19 protein-coding genes are annotated in these 20349 nt (G+C 42.2%); 14 read left to right on the top strand and 5 right to left on the bottom strand.

All coding sequences use genetic code 11. The features are described 5' to 3' along the window. Nucleotides 1-3 precede the first annotated feature (3 nt). From B5D59_RS10270 to B5D59_RS10250, 5 genes are all read left to right on the top strand, one after another. The gene (locus B5D59_RS10270) at nt 4-981 is read left to right on the top strand and encodes an alpha-ketoacid dehydrogenase subunit beta (protein ID WP_009765653.1); all 978 of its coding nucleotides are present in this window, start codon (nt 4-6) and stop codon (nt 979-981) included. Between the two features lie 39 nt (nt 982-1020). Beyond that, entirely contained in the window at nt 1021-2379 is a 1359-nt protein-coding gene (locus tag B5D59_RS10265; protein WP_078817844.1) for a dihydrolipoamide acetyltransferase family protein, read from the top strand. A gap of 5 nt (nt 2380-2384) precedes the next feature. Then, the gene (gene lpdA, locus B5D59_RS10260; protein WP_078817843.1) at nt 2385-3797 is read left to right on the top strand and encodes a dihydrolipoyl dehydrogenase; all 1413 of its coding nucleotides are present in this window, start codon (nt 2385-2387) and stop codon (nt 3795-3797) included. A gap of 76 nt (nt 3798-3873) precedes the next feature. Beyond that, nucleotides 3874-4836 carry an NAD(P)H-dependent flavin oxidoreductase gene (locus B5D59_RS10255; RefSeq protein WP_078817842.1) on the top strand — a complete coding sequence of 321 codons (963 nt, stop codon included), beginning with the start codon at nt 3874-3876 and terminating at the stop codon, nt 4834-4836. Between the two features lie 12 nt (nt 4837-4848). Beyond that, a complete protein-coding gene (locus B5D59_RS10250; RefSeq protein ID WP_078817841.1) occupies nt 4849-5121 on the top strand; it encodes a UPF0223 family protein in 273 nt (90 codons plus the stop codon). Nucleotides 5122-5218: 97 nt separating this feature from the next. Here the strand turns inward: B5D59_RS10250 and B5D59_RS10245 are convergent, their stop codons facing one another. After that, nucleotides 5219-5851, bottom strand: a complete 633-nt coding sequence (locus B5D59_RS10245) for a YktB family protein (RefSeq protein WP_176132552.1) — start codon at nt 5849-5851, stop codon at nt 5219-5221. Nucleotides 5852-6010: 159 nt separating this feature from the next. Between B5D59_RS10245 and B5D59_RS10240 the strand changes: the two genes are divergently transcribed. Then, the gene (locus B5D59_RS10240; RefSeq protein WP_009765647.1) at nt 6011-6211 is read left to right on the top strand and encodes a hypothetical protein; all 201 of its coding nucleotides are present in this window, start codon (nt 6011-6013) and stop codon (nt 6209-6211) included. Between the two features lie 151 nt (nt 6212-6362). After that, complete coding sequence (locus B5D59_RS10235; RefSeq protein ID WP_078817840.1) at nt 6363-7154, top strand: inositol monophosphatase family protein; 792 nt, start codon at nt 6363-6365, stop codon at nt 7152-7154. A 67-nt stretch (nt 7155-7221) separates the two neighbouring features. Here B5D59_RS10235 and B5D59_RS10230 read toward each other — a convergent pair whose 3' ends face one another. Further along, nucleotides 7222-7407 carry a YlaF family protein gene (locus B5D59_RS10230; RefSeq protein WP_009765645.1) on the bottom strand — a complete coding sequence of 62 codons (186 nt, stop codon included), beginning with the start codon at nt 7405-7407 and terminating at the stop codon, nt 7222-7224. Nucleotides 7408-7705: 298 nt separating this feature from the next. Between B5D59_RS10230 and typA the strand changes: the two genes are divergently transcribed. Both typA and B5D59_RS10220 read left to right on the top strand, forming a co-directional pair. Continuing rightward, nucleotides 7706-9547: a translational GTPase TypA gene (typA, locus tag B5D59_RS10225; protein WP_009765644.1), complete on the top strand. Its 1842-nt coding sequence runs from the start codon at nt 7706-7708 to the stop codon at nt 9545-9547. A gap of 24 nt (nt 9548-9571) precedes the next feature. After that, the gene (locus tag B5D59_RS10220) at nt 9572-9907 is read left to right on the top strand and encodes a YlaH-like family protein (RefSeq protein WP_245799498.1); all 336 of its coding nucleotides are present in this window, start codon (nt 9572-9574) and stop codon (nt 9905-9907) included. Between the two features lie 859 nt (nt 9908-10766). On the opposite strand, the gene B5D59_RS10215 is transcribed toward B5D59_RS10220, so the two are convergent. After that, entirely contained in the window at nt 10767-10970 is a 204-nt protein-coding gene (locus tag B5D59_RS10215; protein ID WP_078817839.1) for a YlaI family protein, read from the bottom strand. Between the two features lie 13 nt (nt 10971-10983). Then, nucleotides 10984-11484 (bottom strand): hypothetical protein, encoded by a 501-nt coding sequence (locus B5D59_RS10210; RefSeq protein ID WP_078817838.1) that lies wholly within the window; start codon nt 11482-11484, stop codon nt 10984-10986. 351 nt (nt 11485-11835) lie between these two features. On the opposite strand from B5D59_RS10210, the gene B5D59_RS10205 reads away from it, so the two are divergent. The 3 genes from B5D59_RS10205 (at nt 11836) to pyc (ending at nt 16809) form a co-directional block, all read left to right on the top strand. Continuing rightward, nucleotides 11836-12117 carry an Fpa/YlaN family protein gene (locus tag B5D59_RS10205; protein WP_040758289.1) on the top strand — a complete coding sequence of 94 codons (282 nt, stop codon included), beginning with the start codon at nt 11836-11838 and terminating at the stop codon, nt 12115-12117. Nucleotides 12118-12181: 64 nt separating this feature from the next. Continuing rightward, complete coding sequence (locus B5D59_RS10200) at nt 12182-13348, top strand: FtsW/RodA/SpoVE family cell cycle protein (protein ID WP_009765638.1); 1167 nt, start codon at nt 12182-12184, stop codon at nt 13346-13348. A 14-nt stretch (nt 13349-13362) separates the two neighbouring features. Continuing rightward, complete coding sequence (gene pyc, locus B5D59_RS10195; protein WP_078817837.1) at nt 13363-16809, top strand: pyruvate carboxylase; 3447 nt, start codon at nt 13363-13365, stop codon at nt 16807-16809. 119 nt (nt 16810-16928) lie between these two features. Here pyc and B5D59_RS10190 read toward each other — a convergent pair whose 3' ends face one another. Further along, complete coding sequence (locus B5D59_RS10190) at nt 16929-17837, bottom strand: COX15/CtaA family protein (protein ID WP_040758288.1); 909 nt, start codon at nt 17835-17837, stop codon at nt 16929-16931. Between the two features lie 411 nt (nt 17838-18248). Here B5D59_RS10190 and cyoE point away from each other — a divergent pair, with 411 nt between their 5' ends. Together cyoE and coxB are read left to right on the top strand one after the other, a co-directional pair. Continuing rightward, complete coding sequence (cyoE, locus tag B5D59_RS10185) at nt 18249-19166, top strand: heme o synthase (protein WP_078817836.1); 918 nt, start codon at nt 18249-18251, stop codon at nt 19164-19166. Between the two features lie 102 nt (nt 19167-19268). After that, entirely contained in the window at nt 19269-20336 is a 1068-nt protein-coding gene (gene coxB, locus B5D59_RS10180; protein WP_078817835.1) for a cytochrome c oxidase subunit II, read from the top strand. The last annotated feature ends 13 nt before the right edge of the window (nt 20337-20349 follow it).

Here is a 20349-nt window from a genome sequence, read left to right as displayed (position 1 = left end):
TCGATGGCACAGTTGACAATGATTCAAGCAATTACAGAAGCACTTCGCACTGAACTAAAAGCGGATGAAAATGTTTTGTTGTTCGGGGAAGATGTAGGTGCAAACGGAGGTGTCTTCCGGGCGACGGAAGGCCTTCATAAAGAGTTCGGGGAAGAGCGTGTATTCGATACGCCGCTTGCCGAATCAGGAATTGGCGGATTGGCAATCGGGCTGGCGTTGACCGGCTTCCGTCCCATCATGGAAATTCAATTCTTTGGCTTTTTATTTGAAGTAATGGATTCCGTTAGCGGACAATTGGCTAGAATGAGCTTTAGAACGGGTGGCCACTTCAATGCACCTGTAACGATTCGTGCGCCGTTTGGCGGCGGGGTAGCTACTCCGGAAATGCACGCAGATAGTTTAGAAGGCCTTGTGGCAGCGCAGCCTGGTTTAACAGTCGTCATTCCTTCTACACCTTACGATGCAAAAGGCTTGTTGATCTCTGCGATTCGGGATGATAATCCTGTAATATTCTTAGAGCATATGAAATTATATCGTTCATTCAGACAGGAAGTACCTGAAGAGGAGTATACAATTCCGTTAGGGAAAGCAGATGTTAAGCGTGAAGGAACAGATTTGACGATCATTGCCTACGGTGCGATGGTTCAAGAAAGCCTGAAAGCTGCGGAAGCGTTGGAAAAAGAAGAGTATTCTGTGGAAGTAATCGACTTGCGGACGATTCAGCCACTCGACATCGAAACAATTATTAACTCTGTCGAAAAAACCAATCGCGTGATCGTTGTTCAAGAAGCGCAGCGTCAAGCAGGGATCGCAGCGAATGTCGTAGCGGAAATCACTGAACGAGCAATTTTGAGTTTGGAAGCGCCTGTATTGCGTGTAACAGCGCCAGATACTGTTTATCCGTTTGCAGCTGGTGAAAATACATGGCTTCCGAATGCGAAAGATATAGCAGCAAAAGCAAAAGAAGTACTGACATTTTAATCAGACCAATTGTAAGACAATCCAGAAAGGGTGAATTACGTGACCTATGAATTTCGTTTACCGGACATTGGGGAAGGTATACATGAAGGAGAGATCGTAAAATGGTTTGTGAAACCAGGCGACTCGATCCAGGAAGATGATACATTGCTAGAAGTACAAAATGATAAAGCCGTGGTGGAAATCCCATCACCTGTATCAGGTACAGTTGAAGAAATCTATGTCAATGAAGGCACAGTGGCAGTTGTTGGCGATAAGTTAGTTCGTTTTGACGCACCGGATCATGATATTCCAGATCATGATGAGGGCGCTGGTCAAGATTCTTCATCCGAAGAAGCGAGCGCTGAAAAATCACATGAACAAGTGGAAGAGGCGTTTGGCGCAGCCGAAGCGAAAAAGCCGGAGCAGCCTGCTGATGATCAGCAACCTGTCGGAACAAAACAAGAGGGTTCTTCACAATCTGCTGATGAACATCGCAGAGTAATCGCTATGCCTTCTGTCCGTAAGTATGCAAGAGAGCAAGATGTAACGATTTCAAGCGTTACAGGCAGCGGGAAAAACGGCCGGGTACTTAAAGAAGATATCGATGCATTTAAAGCAGGCGGTCAGCAACAGCCAAGCGCAGAAGCTCCTCAAACAGAAGAGCCTGCGGTGGATGAAACTGTTTCAGAAAAACAGAAACCTGTATTTGAAGGTGAATTCCCTGAAACACGTGAAAAATTGTCTCCTATACGTAAAGCGATATCGAAGGCTATGTCGAATTCCAAGCATACAGCAGCGCATGTTACATTGCTCGATGAAGTAGATGTCACAGCACTTGTTGCACACCGAAAAGAATTCAAAGCGATTGCAGCGGAAAGAGACATTAAGCTGACGTACTTGCCGTATGTTGTCAAAGCTTTGGTAGCGACTCTGCGTGAATTCCCGCAACTGAATACATCACTGGACGATGCGACGGAAGAATTGATTCAGAAACATTATTACAATATTGGGATTGCGGCAGATACAGATCGTGGCCTTTTGGTACCTGTCGTGAAGAATGCAGATCGTAAATCCATGTTCTCTATTTCGAATGAAGTAAATGAATTGGCTGAAAAAGCTCGTTCAGGTAAATTGCAAGCTTCAGAAATGAGAGGCGCGTCATGTACGATCACGAATATCGGCTCAGCAGGCGGCCAATGGTTTACACCAATTATTAACCATCCAGAAGTAGCTATTTTAGGTGTCGGAAGAATTTCTGAAAAACCTGTAGTAAAAAATGGTGAAATTGTAGCAGCACCTATGTTAGCATTATCTTTAGTGTTCGATCACCGAGTAATTGATGGCGTAACGGGGCAATTAGCGTTAAACTATCTTAAGGAATTACTAGGTAACCCATCACTTTTATTAATGGAGGCGTAAAGCACATGGTAGTAGGAGATTTTCCAATCGAAGTAGACACACTCGTAGTCGGGTCAGGCCCAGGAGGGTATGTAGCAGCAATTCGTGCAGCTCAACTGGGACAGAAAGTAACAATCGTAGAAAAAGAGACGATAGGCGGCGTTTGTTTGAACGTAGGATGTATTCCATCCAAGGCGCTGATCTCTGTCGGACATCGGTATGCAGCAGCTCAAGATTCTGATTCTATGGGGATCACTACTGAATCTGTCAAATTAGACTTCTCAAAAGCTCAGAAATTTAAAGACGGAGTAGTTTCTAAATTGACAGGCGGCGTGGAAGGACTCTTAAAAGGCAATAAAGTTGAAACTGTTAATGGTGAAGCATACTTTGTGGATGCTAATACAGTACGTGTGATGACAGATAACTCTGCACAAACATATAAATTCAATAATGTGATCATTGCAACAGGTGCACGCCCTGTCGAAATCCCATCGTTCAAATTTACTGACCGTGTAATTAATTCAACAGGAGCTTTGAATCTGAAGGAATTGCCTAAAAAACTTGTCGTTATTGGTGGCGGATATATCGGCACTGAGCTAGGTTCGGCTTATGCGAACTTAGGTTCCGAAGTGACGATCATTGAAGGGGCAGATGACATTCTTGCAGGCTTTGAAAAACAAATGACTCAAATCGTTAAAAAAGGCCTGAAGAAAAAGGGCGTTGAAGTTGTCGTTAAAGCATCTGCTAAAGGTGTGGAAGAGACAAAAGATGGTGTAGTAGTAACGTATGAAGCAAACGGTGAAGAAGTAAAAGTCGAAGCGGACTATGTTCTTGTGACAGTTGGCCGCCGTCCGAACACTGACGAAATCGGTCTTGAAGGACTAGGCTTGAACATGACAGACCGCGGCTTGATTGAAGTGGATAAACAGTGCCGTACGAATGTTCCGAATGTCTATGCAATCGGTGATATCGTACCAGGTCCACAACTTGCTCATAAAGCTTCCTATGAAGCGAAAATTGCAGCTGAAGCAATTTCTGGTGAGAAATCTGAAGTAGACTACTTGGCTATTCCGGCTGTCTGCTTTACAGATCCTGAACTTGCTACTGTTGGTTTGAATGAACAACAAGCAAAAGATGAAGGTTATGACGTAGTAAGCGGTAAGTTCCCGTTTGCTGCAAATGGCCGCGCACTTTCTTTGGATGCAACAGACGGCTTCGTGAAGCTTGTTGCACGTAAGGAAGACGGTTTGCTTCTAGGTGCACAAATCGTTGGTGAAAATGCTTCTGACATGATTGCTGAAATGGGACTAGCCATTGAAGCGGGAATGACTCTTGAAGATATTTCTATGACGATCCATGCGCATCCTACACTTGGCGAGATTTCCATGGAAGCAGCTGAAGTTGCTCTTGGTAAGCCAATCCATATGATGACGAAATAAAACAACTAGAAATTAAACAACTCATGGGGATTACTTTCTCATGAGTTGTTTTTGAATTGAGAAAAGGGGTGGAGTTGTGATTTGGAAAACAAGGGTGACTGAGTTGTTTGGAATTGAATATCCAATTGTACAAGGAGGTCTTGCGTATTTAGCTTATGCAGATTTGGCTGCGGCAGTTTCGGAAGCTGGAGGTTTAGGGCAAATTACCGCAATGAGCCTACCTTCGCCGGAAGCATTGAAACAGGAAATACGCAGTGTACGAAAGAAAACAGCTAAGCCGTTCGGAGTGAACTTCGCAATTGGTAATCACGGCAGAGCGTATGAATCGATGGTGGAAGCTGCCCTTGAAGAAGATGTAGAGATTCTTTCGGTGACGGGTGGAAATCCGGCGCCTTTATTTGATATGCTAAAAGGAACGAGCGTTAAAAAGATGGTATTGGTAGCTGCAAGGAGACAGGCACAAAAAGCAGAAGAAATTGGTGCGGATGCAGTTATTGCTGTCGGACAGGAAGGCGGAGGTCATCTAGGGCGCGATGATATTGGAACAATGGTGCTGATTCCTCGAATTGCAGACGCTGTGAGTATCCCTGTCATTGGTTCAGGTGGAATAGGAGACGGCCGCGGCTGGATGGCTGCGCATGCTCTTGGCGCGGAAGGTATTGAGATGGGTACCAGATTTATCGCCACAAAAGAATGTGTTCATGCATCTGAAGCTTACGTTCAGTCCTTGCTGGACAGCACGGAGCAAGATACTACGATAATTAAAAGAAAAATAGGAGCACCGGCACGTGCATTGAAGAATGAATGGACGGAGCAGATTTTGCGGTTAGAGGCTGAGGGCGCCGATTATGAGGGATTAAAATCGTATGTCAGCGGCGAAGCGAACTGTAAGCTCATCCACGATGGAGCTGCAAGCGAAGGCTTTGGATGGGGCGGTCAGATCGCTGGAATGATTGACGACGTCCCGAGTGTTTCTGAGTTATTTGCTCGAATGAAAAATGAAGCTGAAAACATCCGAGAAAAATGGTATATCCAATAAGGGGAGAGCTAAATGGCTGAATATCAATATCCGCTGCGAGCAGATTGGTCTACGGAGGAAATCGTGTCAGTAATCGATTTTTTCACTAAAGTAGAACAAGCCTACGAGTCTTCTGTTGAGCGAGAAGATTTTATGAACCATTATCGTTCATTCAAGAAAGTTGTGCCCTCTATGGCGGAAGAAAAGACGTTGTGTAAAGAGTTCGAGGAAAGCAGCGGTTATGTCGCTTATCGAGTTGTAAAGTTAGCGAGAGAACGCAAAGCTGGAGAGTTGTTAAAAGTGTAATACTTATAAATCTAACACTGCTTGCATTGAAAAAAACATACTGAAAAACACGGTATCAGAAGTAAATTACTGATACCGTGTTTTTTTGTTCAACATATCAATCATAAGAATTTATCACAATATCATAGACAGGCAGAAGGTGATTGAACGTATCTGTGGCAAAGTTGTAAAATTGCTGCTCTGTCATTTCTGCTGCATCCTCTTTAGATAGATGCCGTCCGACTAGAAATTCAGCTTTCTTCACTGTCTGCAAGCGCTCCAACAGCTTTTTAAGGCCTTCTGTACGTACTTCGCTAATTAAGTCGACGTCCGGCTTCATATGATCCCCCGAAACAATGAAATCATTCGGCAAAGACGTCAAAACTTCCAAGTTTTTTTCTAACCGTTCTGCAATCCCTTTTTTATCAGGATTTTCATAAATAATTGCCAGCACGATGAATAAATGAGTGCCCCACAAGCCAATCTGAAAGTGAGGTAACGCTTTGTATCCTCTTTTCGCGGGAGCGAATGCCACCCAGCTATCTTTTGGTGGATTTACTGTACGTCTAGCATGTTTTGCAACATGAGGGAAAAATTCTCCTTTACCGTGAGTTGAAAGGGTGTGTGAAAAATGGTCTCCTAATTCCTTGAATTTCGGTTGAATTTTTTGTTGCAGTGCAGCCATGCGTTGATCAAGGCCTTCTATCGTAAAAACATTGAAATCTGTTGCTGACCAATAATTTTGAGTCAATGAAATTCTCCTCCAGTTTGAAATGTCTACGTTTATCTTATCAATAAACGGGGAATAATTTAAAATAACAAGGCTTCTAACCACTTAAAGTCGGAATTTTCACATACTATGATATAAGGCGGTTAGTGAAAGCTAATTAATTAAAAGGGGTGCTTACTCATGAAACAAGTTGTTCATTTCATACGCAAAGAAGATGTGGAAAGAGAATATGTCCGAACGCTGAATTTAGAACTTGATTACGAATTGGCGACTCTGTATGATGCATTGCAAGAAGAGGATTCAAAACAAGTTGAAAAAAGTAAACAACGGCTTGCTGAAATCCACAGCGAGTTGGAGACGCTAAATGTTTTCACAGCGTGAGTGTCGAATTGTAAAAGGCATCCCCATTTCCTTCAGATTTGAAGAAAATGTGACGGATGCCTTTTTACTTAACAGGCTGTAACCGTATTCTCTTCTGTTCTTTCTACTGTATGTTATACTAACACTAGTCGGAATGGGAAGAGGTGGCAAGATGAATCTTAATGCGATCGATCGATATGCAAAATCGTTAATCAAAGAGGCTGGCCACAAAATACGTGTGTCTTTTTTTAATACGATAGACATCGATTCAAAAGCAGATGCAAATGATTTAGTTACAAATATCGACAAGGAAATCGAAAGGTTCGTTGTGGATCGAGTGAAACAAGATTTTCCGGAACATAAAATTGTTTCTGAAGAGGGATTTGGAGATAAAATTACTTCATTGGACGGGACTGTATGGTTCTTGGATCCAATAGATGGGACGATGAATTTCATCCATCAAAGAAGGAATTTCGCTATTTCCTTGGGGATTTATGTAGACGGCGTGGGGATGCTGGGCTACATATATGATGTAATGGGTGATGATTTATATCACGCTGCAAAAGGCGAGGGAGCTTACTTCAATGATGAGCGACTTCCACAACTTGAAATAACGCCTCTTGAGGAAGCGTTAATTGGTATTAATGCAAGTTGGGTGGCGCCAAACACTAAGGTAGATAATGATAAAATTATTCAACTCGTAACTCGTTGTAGAGGAACGCGCTCTTATGGCTCTGCGGCGATTGAGTTAGCATACGTTTCATCAGGCAGGATCGATGCCTATATCTCGATGCGATTAGCGCCATGGGACATAGCGGGCGGCATCGTAATTGCCCAAGAAGTAGGAGCTGTAGCAACAAGCTTGCAAGGCGAAGCGCCTCATTTACTTGGGACGGATACATTTATTGTAACACGACCAGGTTTGCATGAGGAAATACTATCAAAATATATCCGACTAAAATAAAAAAGGGGCTGTTTGTTAAACCGGTTTGGTTTAATGTACAGTCCCTTTACCTGTATGTAAAATATAGTTACAATGTACCTTGTTCGCGCATACGAGCTTTTGTTTTAAAGCCATTCCCCATGATTAGAATAAGGGCGACGATGGCAAGAACGACAACAAAAATGCTCCGCATGCCTATCCCAATGCCGATCGCAGACATAGATAAAACGGCCCCAAGTGAATAAAGAACAAAAATCCACTTAATATCTTTCAAGAAAATCCCTCCTTATCAATTATGCCTCGGTGTAATTGTGTCCAGATTTTGAATTGTGCTTAGGCCTGCGTGACGCAGGCAGTTAACCTTTAACACCATCAAAATCGGAGGCTATCTCTTTGTTCAGCAAGCATTTGAGCACCCGCTGAACAGGAAATAAAACTGCAATCATCCCAACCACCTATAGAGGTGGAAGTCTTCTGCTGAAAAAAGATAAAATTAAATATTATTGAAATGAACTATCTTGTGCTATAATAACACAGTTGAACATCTGAAAAAAGATAAACGGAGTGAAAAAATGACAAACGAACGAGCAGATCTTAGAAATATTGCAATTATAGCCCACGTTGACCATGGTAAAACTACATTAGTTGACCAGTTGTTAAAACAGTCAGGTATTTTCCGATCAAATGAGCATGTAGACGACCGGGCGATGGATTCTAATGAATTGGAACGTGAACGCGGAATTACGATATTAGCTAAAAACACAGCTATTGAATATAAAGATACGAAAATTAACATCATGGATACACCAGGACACGCGGACTTTGGTGGAGAAGTGGAAAGAATTTTACGAATGGTAGACGGCGTAATCCTAGTTGTCGACTCGTTTGAAGGGTGTATGCCTCAAACTCGCTTCGTTTTGAAGAAAGCATTGGAAACGAACTTGAAACCAATCGTTGTAGTAAATAAAATTGACCGTGAATTCGCAAGACCTGAAGAAGTGGTTGATGAAGTACTGGAATTATTCATTGAGCTGGATGCGAACGATGAGCAATTAGAATTCCCTGTAGTGTATGCATCAGGCTTTAATGGTACTGCGAGTCTTTCGCCGGATCCAGCAACACAGGAAGATACTTTGCGTGTTCTATATGATGCGATTTTGGAACATATCCCGGCGCCGATCGATAATCGTGATGAGCCTTTACAGTTCCAAGTGTCTCTATTGGACTATAATGATTATGTTGGCCGTATCGGAATCGGACGAATTTTCCGTGGAACGATGAAAGTAGGCGAGCAAGTCTCCGTATTGAAACGTGACGGGTCTGTGAAAAATCTACGCGTGACTAAATTATATGGATTCATGGGTCTAAAGAGAGTGGAAGTTGAGGAAGCTTTTGCGGGAGATCTCGTGGCGGTTTCAGGAATGGGCAATATTGATGTCGGAGAGACTGTATGTCCGACGGATCATCAGGAAGCTCTACCAGAACTTCATATTGATGAGCCGACGCTTCAAATGAGATTTTTAGTGAACAACAGTCCATTCGCAGGTCGGGAAGGTAAATGGGTTACAGCCCGGAAGATTCAAGAGCGTTTGGATCAACAATTGGAGACGGACGTTTCATTACGTGTAGATCCTACTGATTCCCCGGACGAGTGGATCGTTTCAGGACGCGGTGAGCTTCATTTATCCATCCTAATTGAAAATATGCGTCGCGAAGGATATGAATTGCAAGTATCGAAGCCGCAAGTCATTATCCGTGAGATTGACGGTGTGCGTTCCGAGCCTTTTGAGCGTGTTCAGATCGACGTTCCAGAAGATCATACGGGTTCGATCATCGAGTCGATCGGTGAGCGAAAAGGTGAAATGTTAGATATGATCAATAATGGGAATGGACAAGTTCGTCTAATTTTCCTAGTGCCTGCGCGTGGGTTGATCGGTTACACAACTGAATTCCTTACATTGACTCGTGGTTATGGTATCTTAAACCATACATTTGATAGCTATAAACCGGTCACTTCAGGTAAAATTGGTGGAAGAAGACACGGAGTTCTAGTTTCTATGGAAAATGGAACTGTGACGGGCTACGGAGTTATGCAACTAGAAGACCGTGGTACAATGTTTGTTGAAACAGGTGCTGAAATCTATGCAGGTATGGTAGTGGGCGAGAGCAATCGTGACAGCGATTTGACGATTAACTTAACAAAAGTTAAGCACGCGACTAATGTCCGTTCTGCTACGAAAGATCAAACGGTTACGACGAAAAAACCGCGTATTATGTCACTAGAAGAAGCTCTTCAGTATATTGGGGACGACGAGTATTGTGAAATTACCCCACAAACGATTCGTTTACGAAAGAAAATTCTCGACAAGAGTGAACGTGATCGCGCAAATAAAAGGAAAAAACTTGGGGAATAATATAGATAGAAGGGAATGTATGGAATGAGAGTAGAGGATTCGGAAATGGTCTACAATCGGATGTCGGGAATCGCACGGATGGTCTATGAACTAGCTCCTAATTTCGACATCGCGGGCTATATTCTGTTCGCCCTCGTTTTCATCATGTCTGCTATTGTTTATAAGCTTGGATTTGCGAAAAAAATCAATTTTTGGCAGAATGTCGTAATCTATGCATTTTTGTTTATAGGGTGCTTGGTTTTGACTTTCTTGGCCTTCTTCCTTCCAATCGTAGAAGGATTGATCGTAGCCGCTGCCATTCTTATTATTTACCGTGTTCGTCGTTTAAATGAACATAAAAAAGACTCCGTTGTGCAATGACAACGGAGTCTTTTTATGTGAATAGAAGAATTCGACAGAGGGTACGGCACCGTTGATTTGCGTTCCGGGTGGACGCTTTCCGTGGGGCGCTCGGTGAGCCTCCTCGTCGCTTCTGCGGGTTCTCACCTGTCGCGCTGTCCCCCACAGGAATAGCCGTAACGTGGAACTACTTTTGCGAACAAAAGCGTAGCGTTGAGAGCATATCTTTGCCTTTCGCCACCCTGCACTCCGATCAACTGCGTATTTAACTGAAGTTATTGAGTGTATCTTCGCGCTCAGAAAGCTATAAAACAAGGAAGAACATCTCGGGACTTAAAGGCTTTTCATTACGAGCAAGCAAACACTTGCTGTAAACGAAGAATTCAATACGTATCCGAGCTAACTATCTAGATTGGAACAAAAGCAAAGTGTTAGCGGCACATTTCGCTTAATGTCTTTGAACATAATCAAGGAAAGATGCCCGTTTTATAATCTGAGTAAGGCTATTCTTCTTAGATTTTAAGAAAAAATCCAGTGAGATTGCTATATGCTTCTACATTCGAAGTAAGGATTGGAGCGGAAGATGGGGCGACTTCGGGAGGATCAGCGTTCTTCTTGTGGCCTTGGACTGTGCAAAGCGTTAGGAGTATGTGCTGTAAAAATTCTGCAAAGAAACACAGTAATTTTACAAATCGGACCCTTCGCTGTTCGATTAGCTCTAGCCACTCCCTACGGAAAATGTCTCCATTTGGAGCGCAAATCCTGAACCGCAATCCCAGCTTTCTTTTATTGATTTTAAACTCCACTACTCAGCACTTAAAATATCTATAAAGCAAAAAACTCCGTTGTGTGATGACAACGGAGTTTTTTGCTTTAAAAATCAAAAATCTTTTTCAGTTAAGTGTGAACTTCGATGGAAAACGAAGTTGCCTGTTGCTATTCTCGACTCGGTTAATTCGCTGATTCGCAGCTTGCATGTGGGACACATATATGTGTGAATGGGCCGATTTCGCAGCTTTTTAGCATGAGGATCATCATCTGCTAACTGGTCGATTTGGTCGCATAGGACGCATTTGACACGCATGCGGTCATCTCCTTCAATCCACTTCGATTGCTTGAACATGACGGATCGGGGAGTGTTGATTCGAGCCGTCCTTAAATAGTACATGTACAGGCCCGTCTTCTCTCAGAGGTTTGCCTTCATGACTGAATTTAAAAAGAATATTTGTAGCATCGGAAAGTGGATACGTGTATTTTTCATTGTCTTTTGTAATGAGTGAAAACGTTGATGCGCTAGCATTCGGCACTGCATTGTGAATGAAAGGCTCTAGAACCATAGCGAAGCTGCCTGTCAACATTTTATCTTTTTCATATCTTTTTTCACTTTTTAAAGTTGGCGGATATGTAGCACCTTCCATGATTTCTCTTGACCAGTGCTTGCCCATTTTTTCTTTATACTCTTCCATTTCATCTCTTTCAACAAAATCCTCTGTAAAGAAAATATCTAGATCTATACGCCGATCGTCAAATATCCAAACTGTAGGGTCCAATGTGATAGCGTGCTTCACATTACCTCTAATTGGTACAATTGATTCCAAAATTCTTCCCCCTCAATCATTATCCATTATGCCACGGCAGAATTATATCCGGATTTTTCGAGCTTGCTCTAAATCTCTGTGACATTCGCCGGAAGCTTTATCTGAATTCAACAAGCGTTTGAACACCATCTGAACAGTAACAAAATTGCATTTCCCTCACTGCCTTTAGAAGTGGAAGCTTTCTGCTGAATTCAAATAAACTATTTTAAGTATACCTTTTCATCATAGAAGTGAAAAGGAATTCATTTTGGTTATATATTTTCATCGGGTAATACTTGCAATTTTTAATTGCAAAAGATACAATTTAGACATCAACACCTTGCGGGAATAATGAATAATGGGGGCGTCTCCATGGATATAGAAGTTCAAGATACTTACAAAGAAAAAGCGATGAAGCAGCTGCATATAGATGCGGAGAAGATTGCTAAGTTGATAAAGGTTCAGATGGACAACTTAACTATGCCGCAATGCCCGCTTTACGAGGAAGTGCTCGATACGCAAATGTACGGGCTATCTCGTGAAATTGATTTTGCTGTGAAACTCGGTCTGGTTGAGCAAGAAAAAGGCCGTGAGATACTCGCGTTGTTGGAAAAAGAGTTGAACGTCTTGCACGAACTGTATACAAAAAAATAAATGAAAGACTCAAACTTCTCATACGGTTTGAGTTTTTTATTTAGGACGATGAGGTAGCTAGTACATGAAGACTTATGTAAACCGAATTCTACGAAACTTTGATTATCCGCTATTTGCAGTCTATTTGATGCTCTGTTTATTCGGATTAATTATGATTTACAGCGCTAGTATGGTATGGTCAGTAAATATTTATAATTTTGAACCAACTCATTTTTATCGAAAGCAGTTAATAAATCTGATTATTGCTATACCTGCATTTCTTATAACAGCCATCATACCTTACAGACATTATCGAAATAAAAAATTCTTGTATCTCACAGTTGGAGTAATGTTTGCTCTATTAATTCTTGTCAAGATGATTGGTTTCGGAGATACGGTAGGCGCGAAAAGTTGGATAGCAATTCCGGGATTAGGAAATCTTCAGCCGACAGAAGTAGCTAAAATTGCATTTATCATTTATTTCTCAGGTGTATTTGCGAATAAATATTATGCAGGTACGCTTGATGAAATTAAGACTACCATCATTCCGACATTCTCCGTATTGACCGCTTCACTTGTTCTAGTCATCCTGGAGCCTGACTTTGGAGCGACTATGATTTTGTTCCTTGTTGCGGTGTCAGTAATTGCAGCAAGTGGAATGAATATGAGGAATTATTTGAAAATTAGTAAGTTTTTTGCTGTATTAGGGGTTGCGTTGAGCCTCCTTTTATGGATAAAGTGGGATGACGTCATGACGGGTTCCCGTATCGGACGTTTTCTTGCATTCACCGATCCGTTTGAATATATTCAAGGGTCGGGTTTACAAATTGTCAACGGTTATATTGCAATAGGTGCCGGTGGCTTGAAAGGGGTGGGGCTTGGAAACTCTATACAAAAACTTGGTTATTTACCTGAACCTCATACAGATGTCATAATGGCAGTAATCTCAGAGGAAACTGGTTTGTTGGGTACGACGGCTGTTCTAGGAGGTTTGCTTTTCATTGTATCGAGGGCGTTTATTGTCGCCTTGCGCACGAAAGATGCACATGCAAGAATGTTGGCAGCCGGTGTCGGTAGTCTGATTTCCATTCAGACACTAGTAAACTTAGGTGGTTTAACAGGATTAATTCCATTAACAGGTGTCACGCTGCCGTTTATTAGCTATGGCGGTACGTCTGTTGTCTTCTTGTCGATTGCGCTTGGTATACTGATGAATGTATCTATGTTTGTGAAGTATGAGAAATCGAAGTAGAGAGGATTGTGTTGTTGGTGGAGAGAAGAGAGATTAAAAAAGTGCTGGTCGCAAACCGCGGGGAAATTGCGATCCGAGTGTTTCGAGCATGTACAGAATTAGGTATTGCTACAGTTGGTATTTATTCAGCAGAAGATCGTGCATCTTTACATCGATATAAATCCGACCAATCGTTTTTAGTAGGTGAAGGAAAAAAACCGATCGATGCCTATCTGGACATTGAAGGGATTATAGACATTGCAAAGAAAGCAAATGTTGATGCGATTCACCCGGGTTATGGATTCCTAGCAGAGAATGCAGAATTTGCGGCTCGGTTGGAAGAGGAAGGTATCATTTTTATCGGGCCAACATCTAAACACTTAGAGATGTTCGGGGATAAAGTGAAGGCGCGCGAGCAAGCAATTGCAGCGGAAATTCCAGTCATTCCAGGAACGGACGGACCGGTAACTTCTGTCGAGGAAGTAGAGGCTTTCGGTGCGCAGCATAAATACCCAATTATTATAAAGGCTTCATTAGGCGGAGGCGGACGTGGCATGCGTATCGTGGAATCTGCAGATGAAGTACAAGAAGCGTATAATCGTGCGAAATCTGAAGCGAAATCAGCTTTTGGTTCGGATGAAGTATATGTAGAAAAGTATATTAACCAGCCAAAACATATCGAAGTGCAAATACTTGGTGATACATATGGGGAGATTGTCCATCTGTATGAGCGTGATTGTTCGATCCAGCGACGTCATCAGAAAGTAGTAGAAATTGCACCTTCCATCTCTTTAACAAATGAATTAAGAGAATCTATTTGTGAAGCTGCTGTCAAGTTGGCTAAAAATGTAGGCTATATAAACGCTGGAACCGTTGAGTTTTTAGTAGCAGACAACGAATTTTATTTCATAGAAGTCAATCCGCGTATTCAAGTGGAACATACTATAACTGAAATGATTACAGGTATCGACATTGTCCAATCGCAAATTCATATTGCAGGGGGCGAAGAACTTCATTCTGGCAAAGTAAATATTCCTGAACAACAAGACATTCCATTGTTCGGTTATGCGATTCAGTCTCGTGTAACGACGGAAGATCCGCTAAACGATTTCATGCCGGATACTGGAAAGATGAGCGTGTATCGTTCCGGAGGCGGATTTGGGGTTCGGTTAGATACAGGAAACGCATATCAAGGCTCTGTCATCAGTCCATACTACGATTCATTGCTAGTCAAAGTTTCTACGTGGGGACCGACATTTGGCGATGCTGCAAGCAAAATGCTCAGAAATTTGAAGGAATTCAGAATCAGAGGGATTAAAACTAACATTCCATTCCTTGAAAATGTAGTATGCCATGAAGACTTTTTATCTGGCGAATACAATACGAGCTTTATTGATGAAACACCCGAGCTATTTGTCTTTGATAACAGACAAGACCGCGGTACGAAAATGCTATCCTATCTTGGAAACGTTACCATTAATGGATTCCCAGGCATTGATGACCCGACACGACCTGTTTTGCACCCGGTGAGGATTCCTGAGATTGACAAGAATGCTCCGCTGCCGAAGGGGACAAAGCAAATATTGGACGAGCAAGGTCCGGATGGGTTGGTCGACTGGATTCGCAAGCAAGAAGATGTGTTACTGACGGACACGACTTTCAGAGATGCACATCAGTCTTTGTTAGCAACACGCATGAGAACATCTGAATTGACTAAAATCGCTACGGAAAGTGCGCATCTACTGCCAGATTTATTTTCCTTTGAAATGTGGGGAGGCGCCACATTTGATGTTGCTTATCGTTTCTTGAAGGAAAGCCCGTGGGATCGTTTGGAAAGACTTCGTGAGCAAATTCCGAACGTATTGTTCCAAATGCTCTTTAGAGGTGCTAACGCAGTCGGTTACACGAATTATCCGGATAATGTCATACGGGAGTTCATTAAGGAATCTGCGGCATCTGGAATTGACGTGTTCAGAATATTCGATAGCTTGAACTGGATCAAAGGAATGGAAGTTGCCATAGATCAGACGCGCGCGTCAGGCAAAATTGCAGAAGCAGCAATTTGCTATACAGGTGATATTCTCGATGATAATCGTGCCAAGTACACGGTCAATTACTACAAAGAAATGGCGAAAGAATTAGAAGCAGTCGGTGCTCACATGTTGGCAATTAAAGATATGGCGGGGTTATTAAAGCCTGAAGCTGCCTATCGACTAGTATCCGAATTGAAAGCTACTACTGATCTTCCAATTCATTTGCATACACATGATACAAGCGGAAACGGAATTTATATGTATGCCAAAGCGATTGAAGCAGGTGTGGATATCGTTGACACGGCAATCGGCGCAATGTCTGGCATGACATCTCAGCCTTCTGCTAACTCACTGGCATATGCACTGCAGGATAACCAGAGGAAAGTTCGTGCGGAAACAGAGTCCTTAGAAAAACTTTCTCATTATTGGGAAGACGTAAGAAAGTATTACAAGCCATTTGAGAGTGGTATGAATAGCCCGCACTCCGAAATCTATGTTCATGAAATGCCGGGAGGCCAGTATTCCAACTTGCAGCAACAAGCGAAAGCGGTCGGTCTTGGTGAGCGCTGGGAAGAAGTAAAGAAAATGTATTCTCGTGTAAACTTCCTGTTCGGAGATATTGTGAAGGTAACTCCATCTTCTAAGGTAGTAGGGGATATGGCACTTTTCATGGTTCAAAACGACTTGAATGAACACTCAGTCATTTCTAAAGGTCAGTCAATTGATTTCCCGGAATCGGTTATTGAATTCTTTGAAGGCTCGATCGGACAACCTTATGGCGGCTTCCCGAAAGAACTGCAAGAGGTAATATTGAAGGGCCGAGAAGCGATTACAGTTCGTCCTGGTGAGCTGTTAGAACCTGTTAATTTTGAAGAAGTATTGAGCGAACTGACGGAAAAGATGGAGAAGCCTGCTACGATGCATGATGCGCTAGCTTACGTCTTGTATCCGAAAGTGTTTGAGGAATTTATCGAAACGAGAAAACAATTCGGCGATGTTTCGGTAATTAATACGCCTGAATTCTTATATGGTCTTCGTTTAGGCGAGGAGATCGAGATTGAAATTGAAATCGGCAAGACTTTGATTGTTAAGCTTGTATCGATTGGAGAGCCGCAGCCAAATGGAACTCGAGTACTTTACTTTGAGTTGAATGGTCAGTCGCGTGAGGTCGTCATTCAAGATTTCCAAATCGAGACGAAGGACGTGAAGAAACAAAAAGCAGACCCTTCAAATGAGACTCATATCGCGGCTACAATGCCAGGAACTGTACTTCAAGTAGCTGTGTCATTAGGCGCTAAGGTGAAACGTGGAGAACATTTGCTGATTACAGAAGCGATGAAGATGGAAACAACGATCCAAGCTCCATTTGATGGCGTCGTGAAAGCAATTTACGCTGGTCCAGGAGACTCTATCTCGACTGGTGACTTACTAATTGAAATAGAACACTAAGAAACAGCTCCTACAGCCTTATGTGGCTGCAGGAGCTGTTCTATGGTCAAACATCCATATGAAAAAGCGTACAGAGCTGTTAAACAACTTTTGTACGCTTTATAGTGAAGTTTAATTGATTACTTCGAACGACTTCTTGAAACAAGGAGCACTAAATACGTCAATAAACCAAATAATAATGTGATGAAAAGCGAATGCAACAAGGCAATGTAAAGGTTTAATTTCGTTAAAACAACGATCATCCCTGTTGTCGCTTGTGCGAGTACTAAAGCAAATGCAGAAATCCAGCCCCAATAAATCACGCGCTGATCGCTATAGTGCTTAATAGCCTTAATCGCGATAAAACCGATCCACACAACAATGAGAGCCGCAGCCAAACGGTGTCCCATTTGAACCCATTCATACATATTAAGAGGTAGGCTGAATTCGTTATTTCGACAAAGCGGCCAATCCGAACAGACGAGACCGGAATTGGTGTGACGAACGAGCGCCCCTGTATAAATAACGAAATAAGAATAAATGGTTACTCCGATTGTATGAAATCGTAATGAGGAACCTATCCTGATTTTATCTGCGTCAAATTTTTGGTCGACCTCGAAAATCAGTAATGTCAACAAAAAGACAGCTGCGAATGAAATAAGGGAAATCCCGAAGTGCAAGGCAAGAATAAAATCACCTTGACCCCATAAAACTTGAGCTGCTCCAATTAATGCTTGGAGTATTAAAAAGAATACGGCCATAAAGGCTAAAAATTTTGTTTCACGTATATGACCAAGAGATTTCCATGACCATACCGCCAAGACTACAATGAAAATTCCTACGCCGCCTGTTACAAGACGGTGGGAAAACTCAATGAGTACTTCAGCAGTAATTTCATCCGGAATCAACTGGCCGTTACAGCCGGGCCAGTGTCTGCCGCACCCCATCCCGCTGTCTGTTTTTGTAACGAGCGCTCCTCCGAGCAAGATTGCAAGCATGCCAATAGTTGAAGCGACTCCGAACCATTTTAAAAATCGATTGTATTGCAAGTATGAGACACCTTCTTCTATGATTTGACCATTTGCATCAGGCCAATCTAAATGATGTTTTGCCCAAAAACGCAAAAACTTAGTAAAGTATATGACTTCGCAAAAGTATAGAAATAACTTGTGTTTCGGGCACACGTTCCAAACATTATGATATCTAAAAAAACAATGAAACACAATGCCGTAGGTCAATAAACCAGCAAGGTGAAAGGCTTTTCACAAATTGTTCATAAAAAAGCCTCTTTAACTTCACAAATGCCCTGTAGAAATGCTTTACTATATAGTAGGTGAAGGACAAAGACGCTTAGGTTGCACTAAACAGCTATAAATTGCGAAATGGTCTAGAAATTTTCGACGAATTTCGATATAGTAAGTGTTAGGGTCTTTGCTGAAAACTTTGAAAGGAGGGTTATTATGTCAAACGGTCGAACGCTTTCGACGGTTGCAAATCCCAAAGTGGAGACAATTACATTATGGAAAGACTTTTTGGCGCTTATCAAAATAGGTATCGTCAATTCAAATTTGATTACTACGTTCACCGGTCTATTTTTGGCATTTCAATTCACTGGGAAGAGTTTTCTCCATAACATCGATCTATTGGTATTTGCAATTTTGGGTACTGGGTTAATCATTGCAGCTTCTGGAGCTCTGAATAATTTGATTGACCGGGATATTGATCCAATCATGTCGAGAACGAAGTCTAGACCGACAGTAACTGGAAGATTTAAAACGCCTGCTGTATTGACATTGGCGATTGTTTTTCTAGTAGCTGGAGAAGTTCTATTGTTCTCTGCTTCCGGGATGGCTGGTTGGCTTGGAATCGCTGGCGTATTAGCTTACGTCGTTCTATATTCCATGTGGTCAAAACGTCAGCATGTCAGCAATACGGTTGTGGGAAGTTTATCGGGTGCAATTCCACCCCTTATTGGATGGGCAGCGGTCGATCCTACACTGCCGATGGGAGCCTGGGCATTGTTCCTGATCATGTTCATATGGCAGCCACCCCATTTTTATGCGTTGGCTATGCGCAGAACTGAGGAATATCGTGCAGCGAACATTCCTATGCTACCTGTAGTAAAAGGGTTTGAACGGACCAAGAAATCCATGCTTATGTGGGTATTATTGCTTTTTCCACTGCCTTTCTTACTTCAAGGACTCGGCACGGGGTTTGTGGTATTTGCAACTTTGTTGAATGTCGGTTGGCTTTATTTAGCTATTAAAGGATTTAAAGCAAAAGAAGATTTGAAATGGGCAACATCTATGTTTGTGTATTCATTGAACTACATGACTATTTTGTTTGTATCCATGATTATTTTCTCACTATTCATCTGAAATACGGAATTCTTTCTTTAAAACAGGAATTCATCATAGAGAGGCTCAAGTCCTCCATTAAGTAGAAAAACATTTTTTTAGAAAGAGAGGTATTAGTTAGCGATGATTAAAGGACTCAAAAAGTGGCGTCTCTTTTCTTTATTAGCGGTTTTCGCAGTGTTCTTAGCAGGTTGTGGACAAGAAGAAATCTCAACTTTCCAACCAGCTGGGCAAGTCGCTAAAGATCAGTTCAACTTGTTGCTGTTAGCTTCAGGAATCATGTTACTAGTCATTATCGTAGTAGTAGCAATCTTTTTAATTGCACTAGTACGCTTCAGACGTTCCAAATTGGGTGAAGATCATATGCCTGAGCAAGTGGAAGGGAGTCATACACTAGAAATGGTGTGGACGTTCATTCCAATTCTATTGGTTCTGATCCTTGCAGTCCCGACGGTTTACTACACGTACAAACTTGGTGACGTAAAAGCAATGGAAGCGGTCGATGAAGATGGAAATGCTGAAAATCTAGTAGTAGATGTTACAGCAAAATTGTATTGGTGGGAGTTCGAGTATCCTGACTTAGGAATTGTTACAGCTCAGGAGCTAGTCGTGCCTACACACGAAAAAGTTTATTTCAACTTGATCGCTGCAGATGTAAAGCACTCATTCTGGATACCTTCAGTAGGAGGTAAACTAGATACGAACGTTGAGAACGTGAATAAATTTTATCTATCATTCGAAAAAGAATCTGAAGGCTTGAAGGATGGCGTTTTCTACGGAAAATGTGCGGAGCTTTGCGGACCTTCGCATGCTTTGATGGACTTCAAGGTGAAAACTTTACCGAGAGACCAGTTTGATGACTGGGTTGCTTCAATGCAAAAAACAGCTGATGAGCCTGTCGTTGCTAATGCTGACGGTGAAGAAGTATTCGCACAGAGCTGTATCGGATGTCACGCAGTTTCAGGAGTAGGGGAATCTGGTGCCCAAGGTCCGAACTTAGCTACATTTGGAGATCGTAACCGAGTAGCTGGTTTCCTAGAGCACGATGAAGAGAATCTGAAAGACTGGATTCGTGATACACAGAAACATAAACCAGGCAATATAATGCCTTCATTTAGCGAAGATCAGATTTCTGACGCGGAGCTAGATGCATTGGCGGATTACTTAATGGGCTTAAAAGTCGAAAAATAATTTTCAAACGGAA

Source organism: Sporosarcina newyorkensis (genome assembly GCF_900167515.1).
GTDB lineage: Bacteria > Bacillota > Bacilli > Bacillales_A > Planococcaceae > Sporosarcina > Sporosarcina newyorkensis.
This window is presented reverse-complemented; position numbering and strand designations above follow the sequence as displayed.

What these genes read in the sequence shown, in the direction of transcription:
- B5D59_RS10270 (WP_009765653.1), top strand. Translation starts at nt 4, where the DNA reads ATGGCACAGTTGACAATGATTCAAGCAATTACAGAAGCACTTCGCACT.
- coxB (WP_078817835.1), top strand. Translation starts at nt 19,269, where the DNA reads ATGATTAAAGGACTCAAAAAGTGGCGTCTCTTTTCTTTATTAGCGGTT.
- B5D59_RS10220 (WP_245799498.1), top strand. Translation starts at nt 9,572, where the DNA reads ATGAGAGTAGAGGATTCGGAAATGGTCTACAATCGGATGTCGGGAATC.
- lpdA (WP_078817843.1), top strand. Translation starts at nt 2,385, where the DNA reads ATGGTAGTAGGAGATTTTCCAATCGAAGTAGACACACTCGTAGTCGGG.
- typA (WP_009765644.1), top strand. Translation starts at nt 7,706, where the DNA reads ATGACAAACGAACGAGCAGATCTTAGAAATATTGCAATTATAGCCCAC.
- B5D59_RS10205 (WP_040758289.1), top strand. Translation starts at nt 11,836, where the DNA reads ATGGATATAGAAGTTCAAGATACTTACAAAGAAAAAGCGATGAAGCAG.
- B5D59_RS10240 (WP_009765647.1), top strand. Translation starts at nt 6,011, where the DNA reads ATGAAACAAGTTGTTCATTTCATACGCAAAGAAGATGTGGAAAGAGAA.
- B5D59_RS10215 (WP_078817839.1), bottom strand. Translation starts at nt 10,970, where the DNA reads ATGCGTGTCAAATGCGTCCTATGCGACCAAATCGACCAGTTAGCAGAT.
- B5D59_RS10200 (WP_009765638.1), top strand. Translation starts at nt 12,182, where the DNA reads ATGAAGACTTATGTAAACCGAATTCTACGAAACTTTGATTATCCGCTA.
- B5D59_RS10235 (WP_078817840.1), top strand. Translation starts at nt 6,363, where the DNA reads ATGAATCTTAATGCGATCGATCGATATGCAAAATCGTTAATCAAAGAG.
- cyoE (WP_078817836.1), top strand. Translation starts at nt 18,249, where the DNA reads ATGTCAAACGGTCGAACGCTTTCGACGGTTGCAAATCCCAAAGTGGAG.
- B5D59_RS10250 (WP_078817841.1), top strand. Translation starts at nt 4,849, where the DNA reads ATGGCTGAATATCAATATCCGCTGCGAGCAGATTGGTCTACGGAGGAA.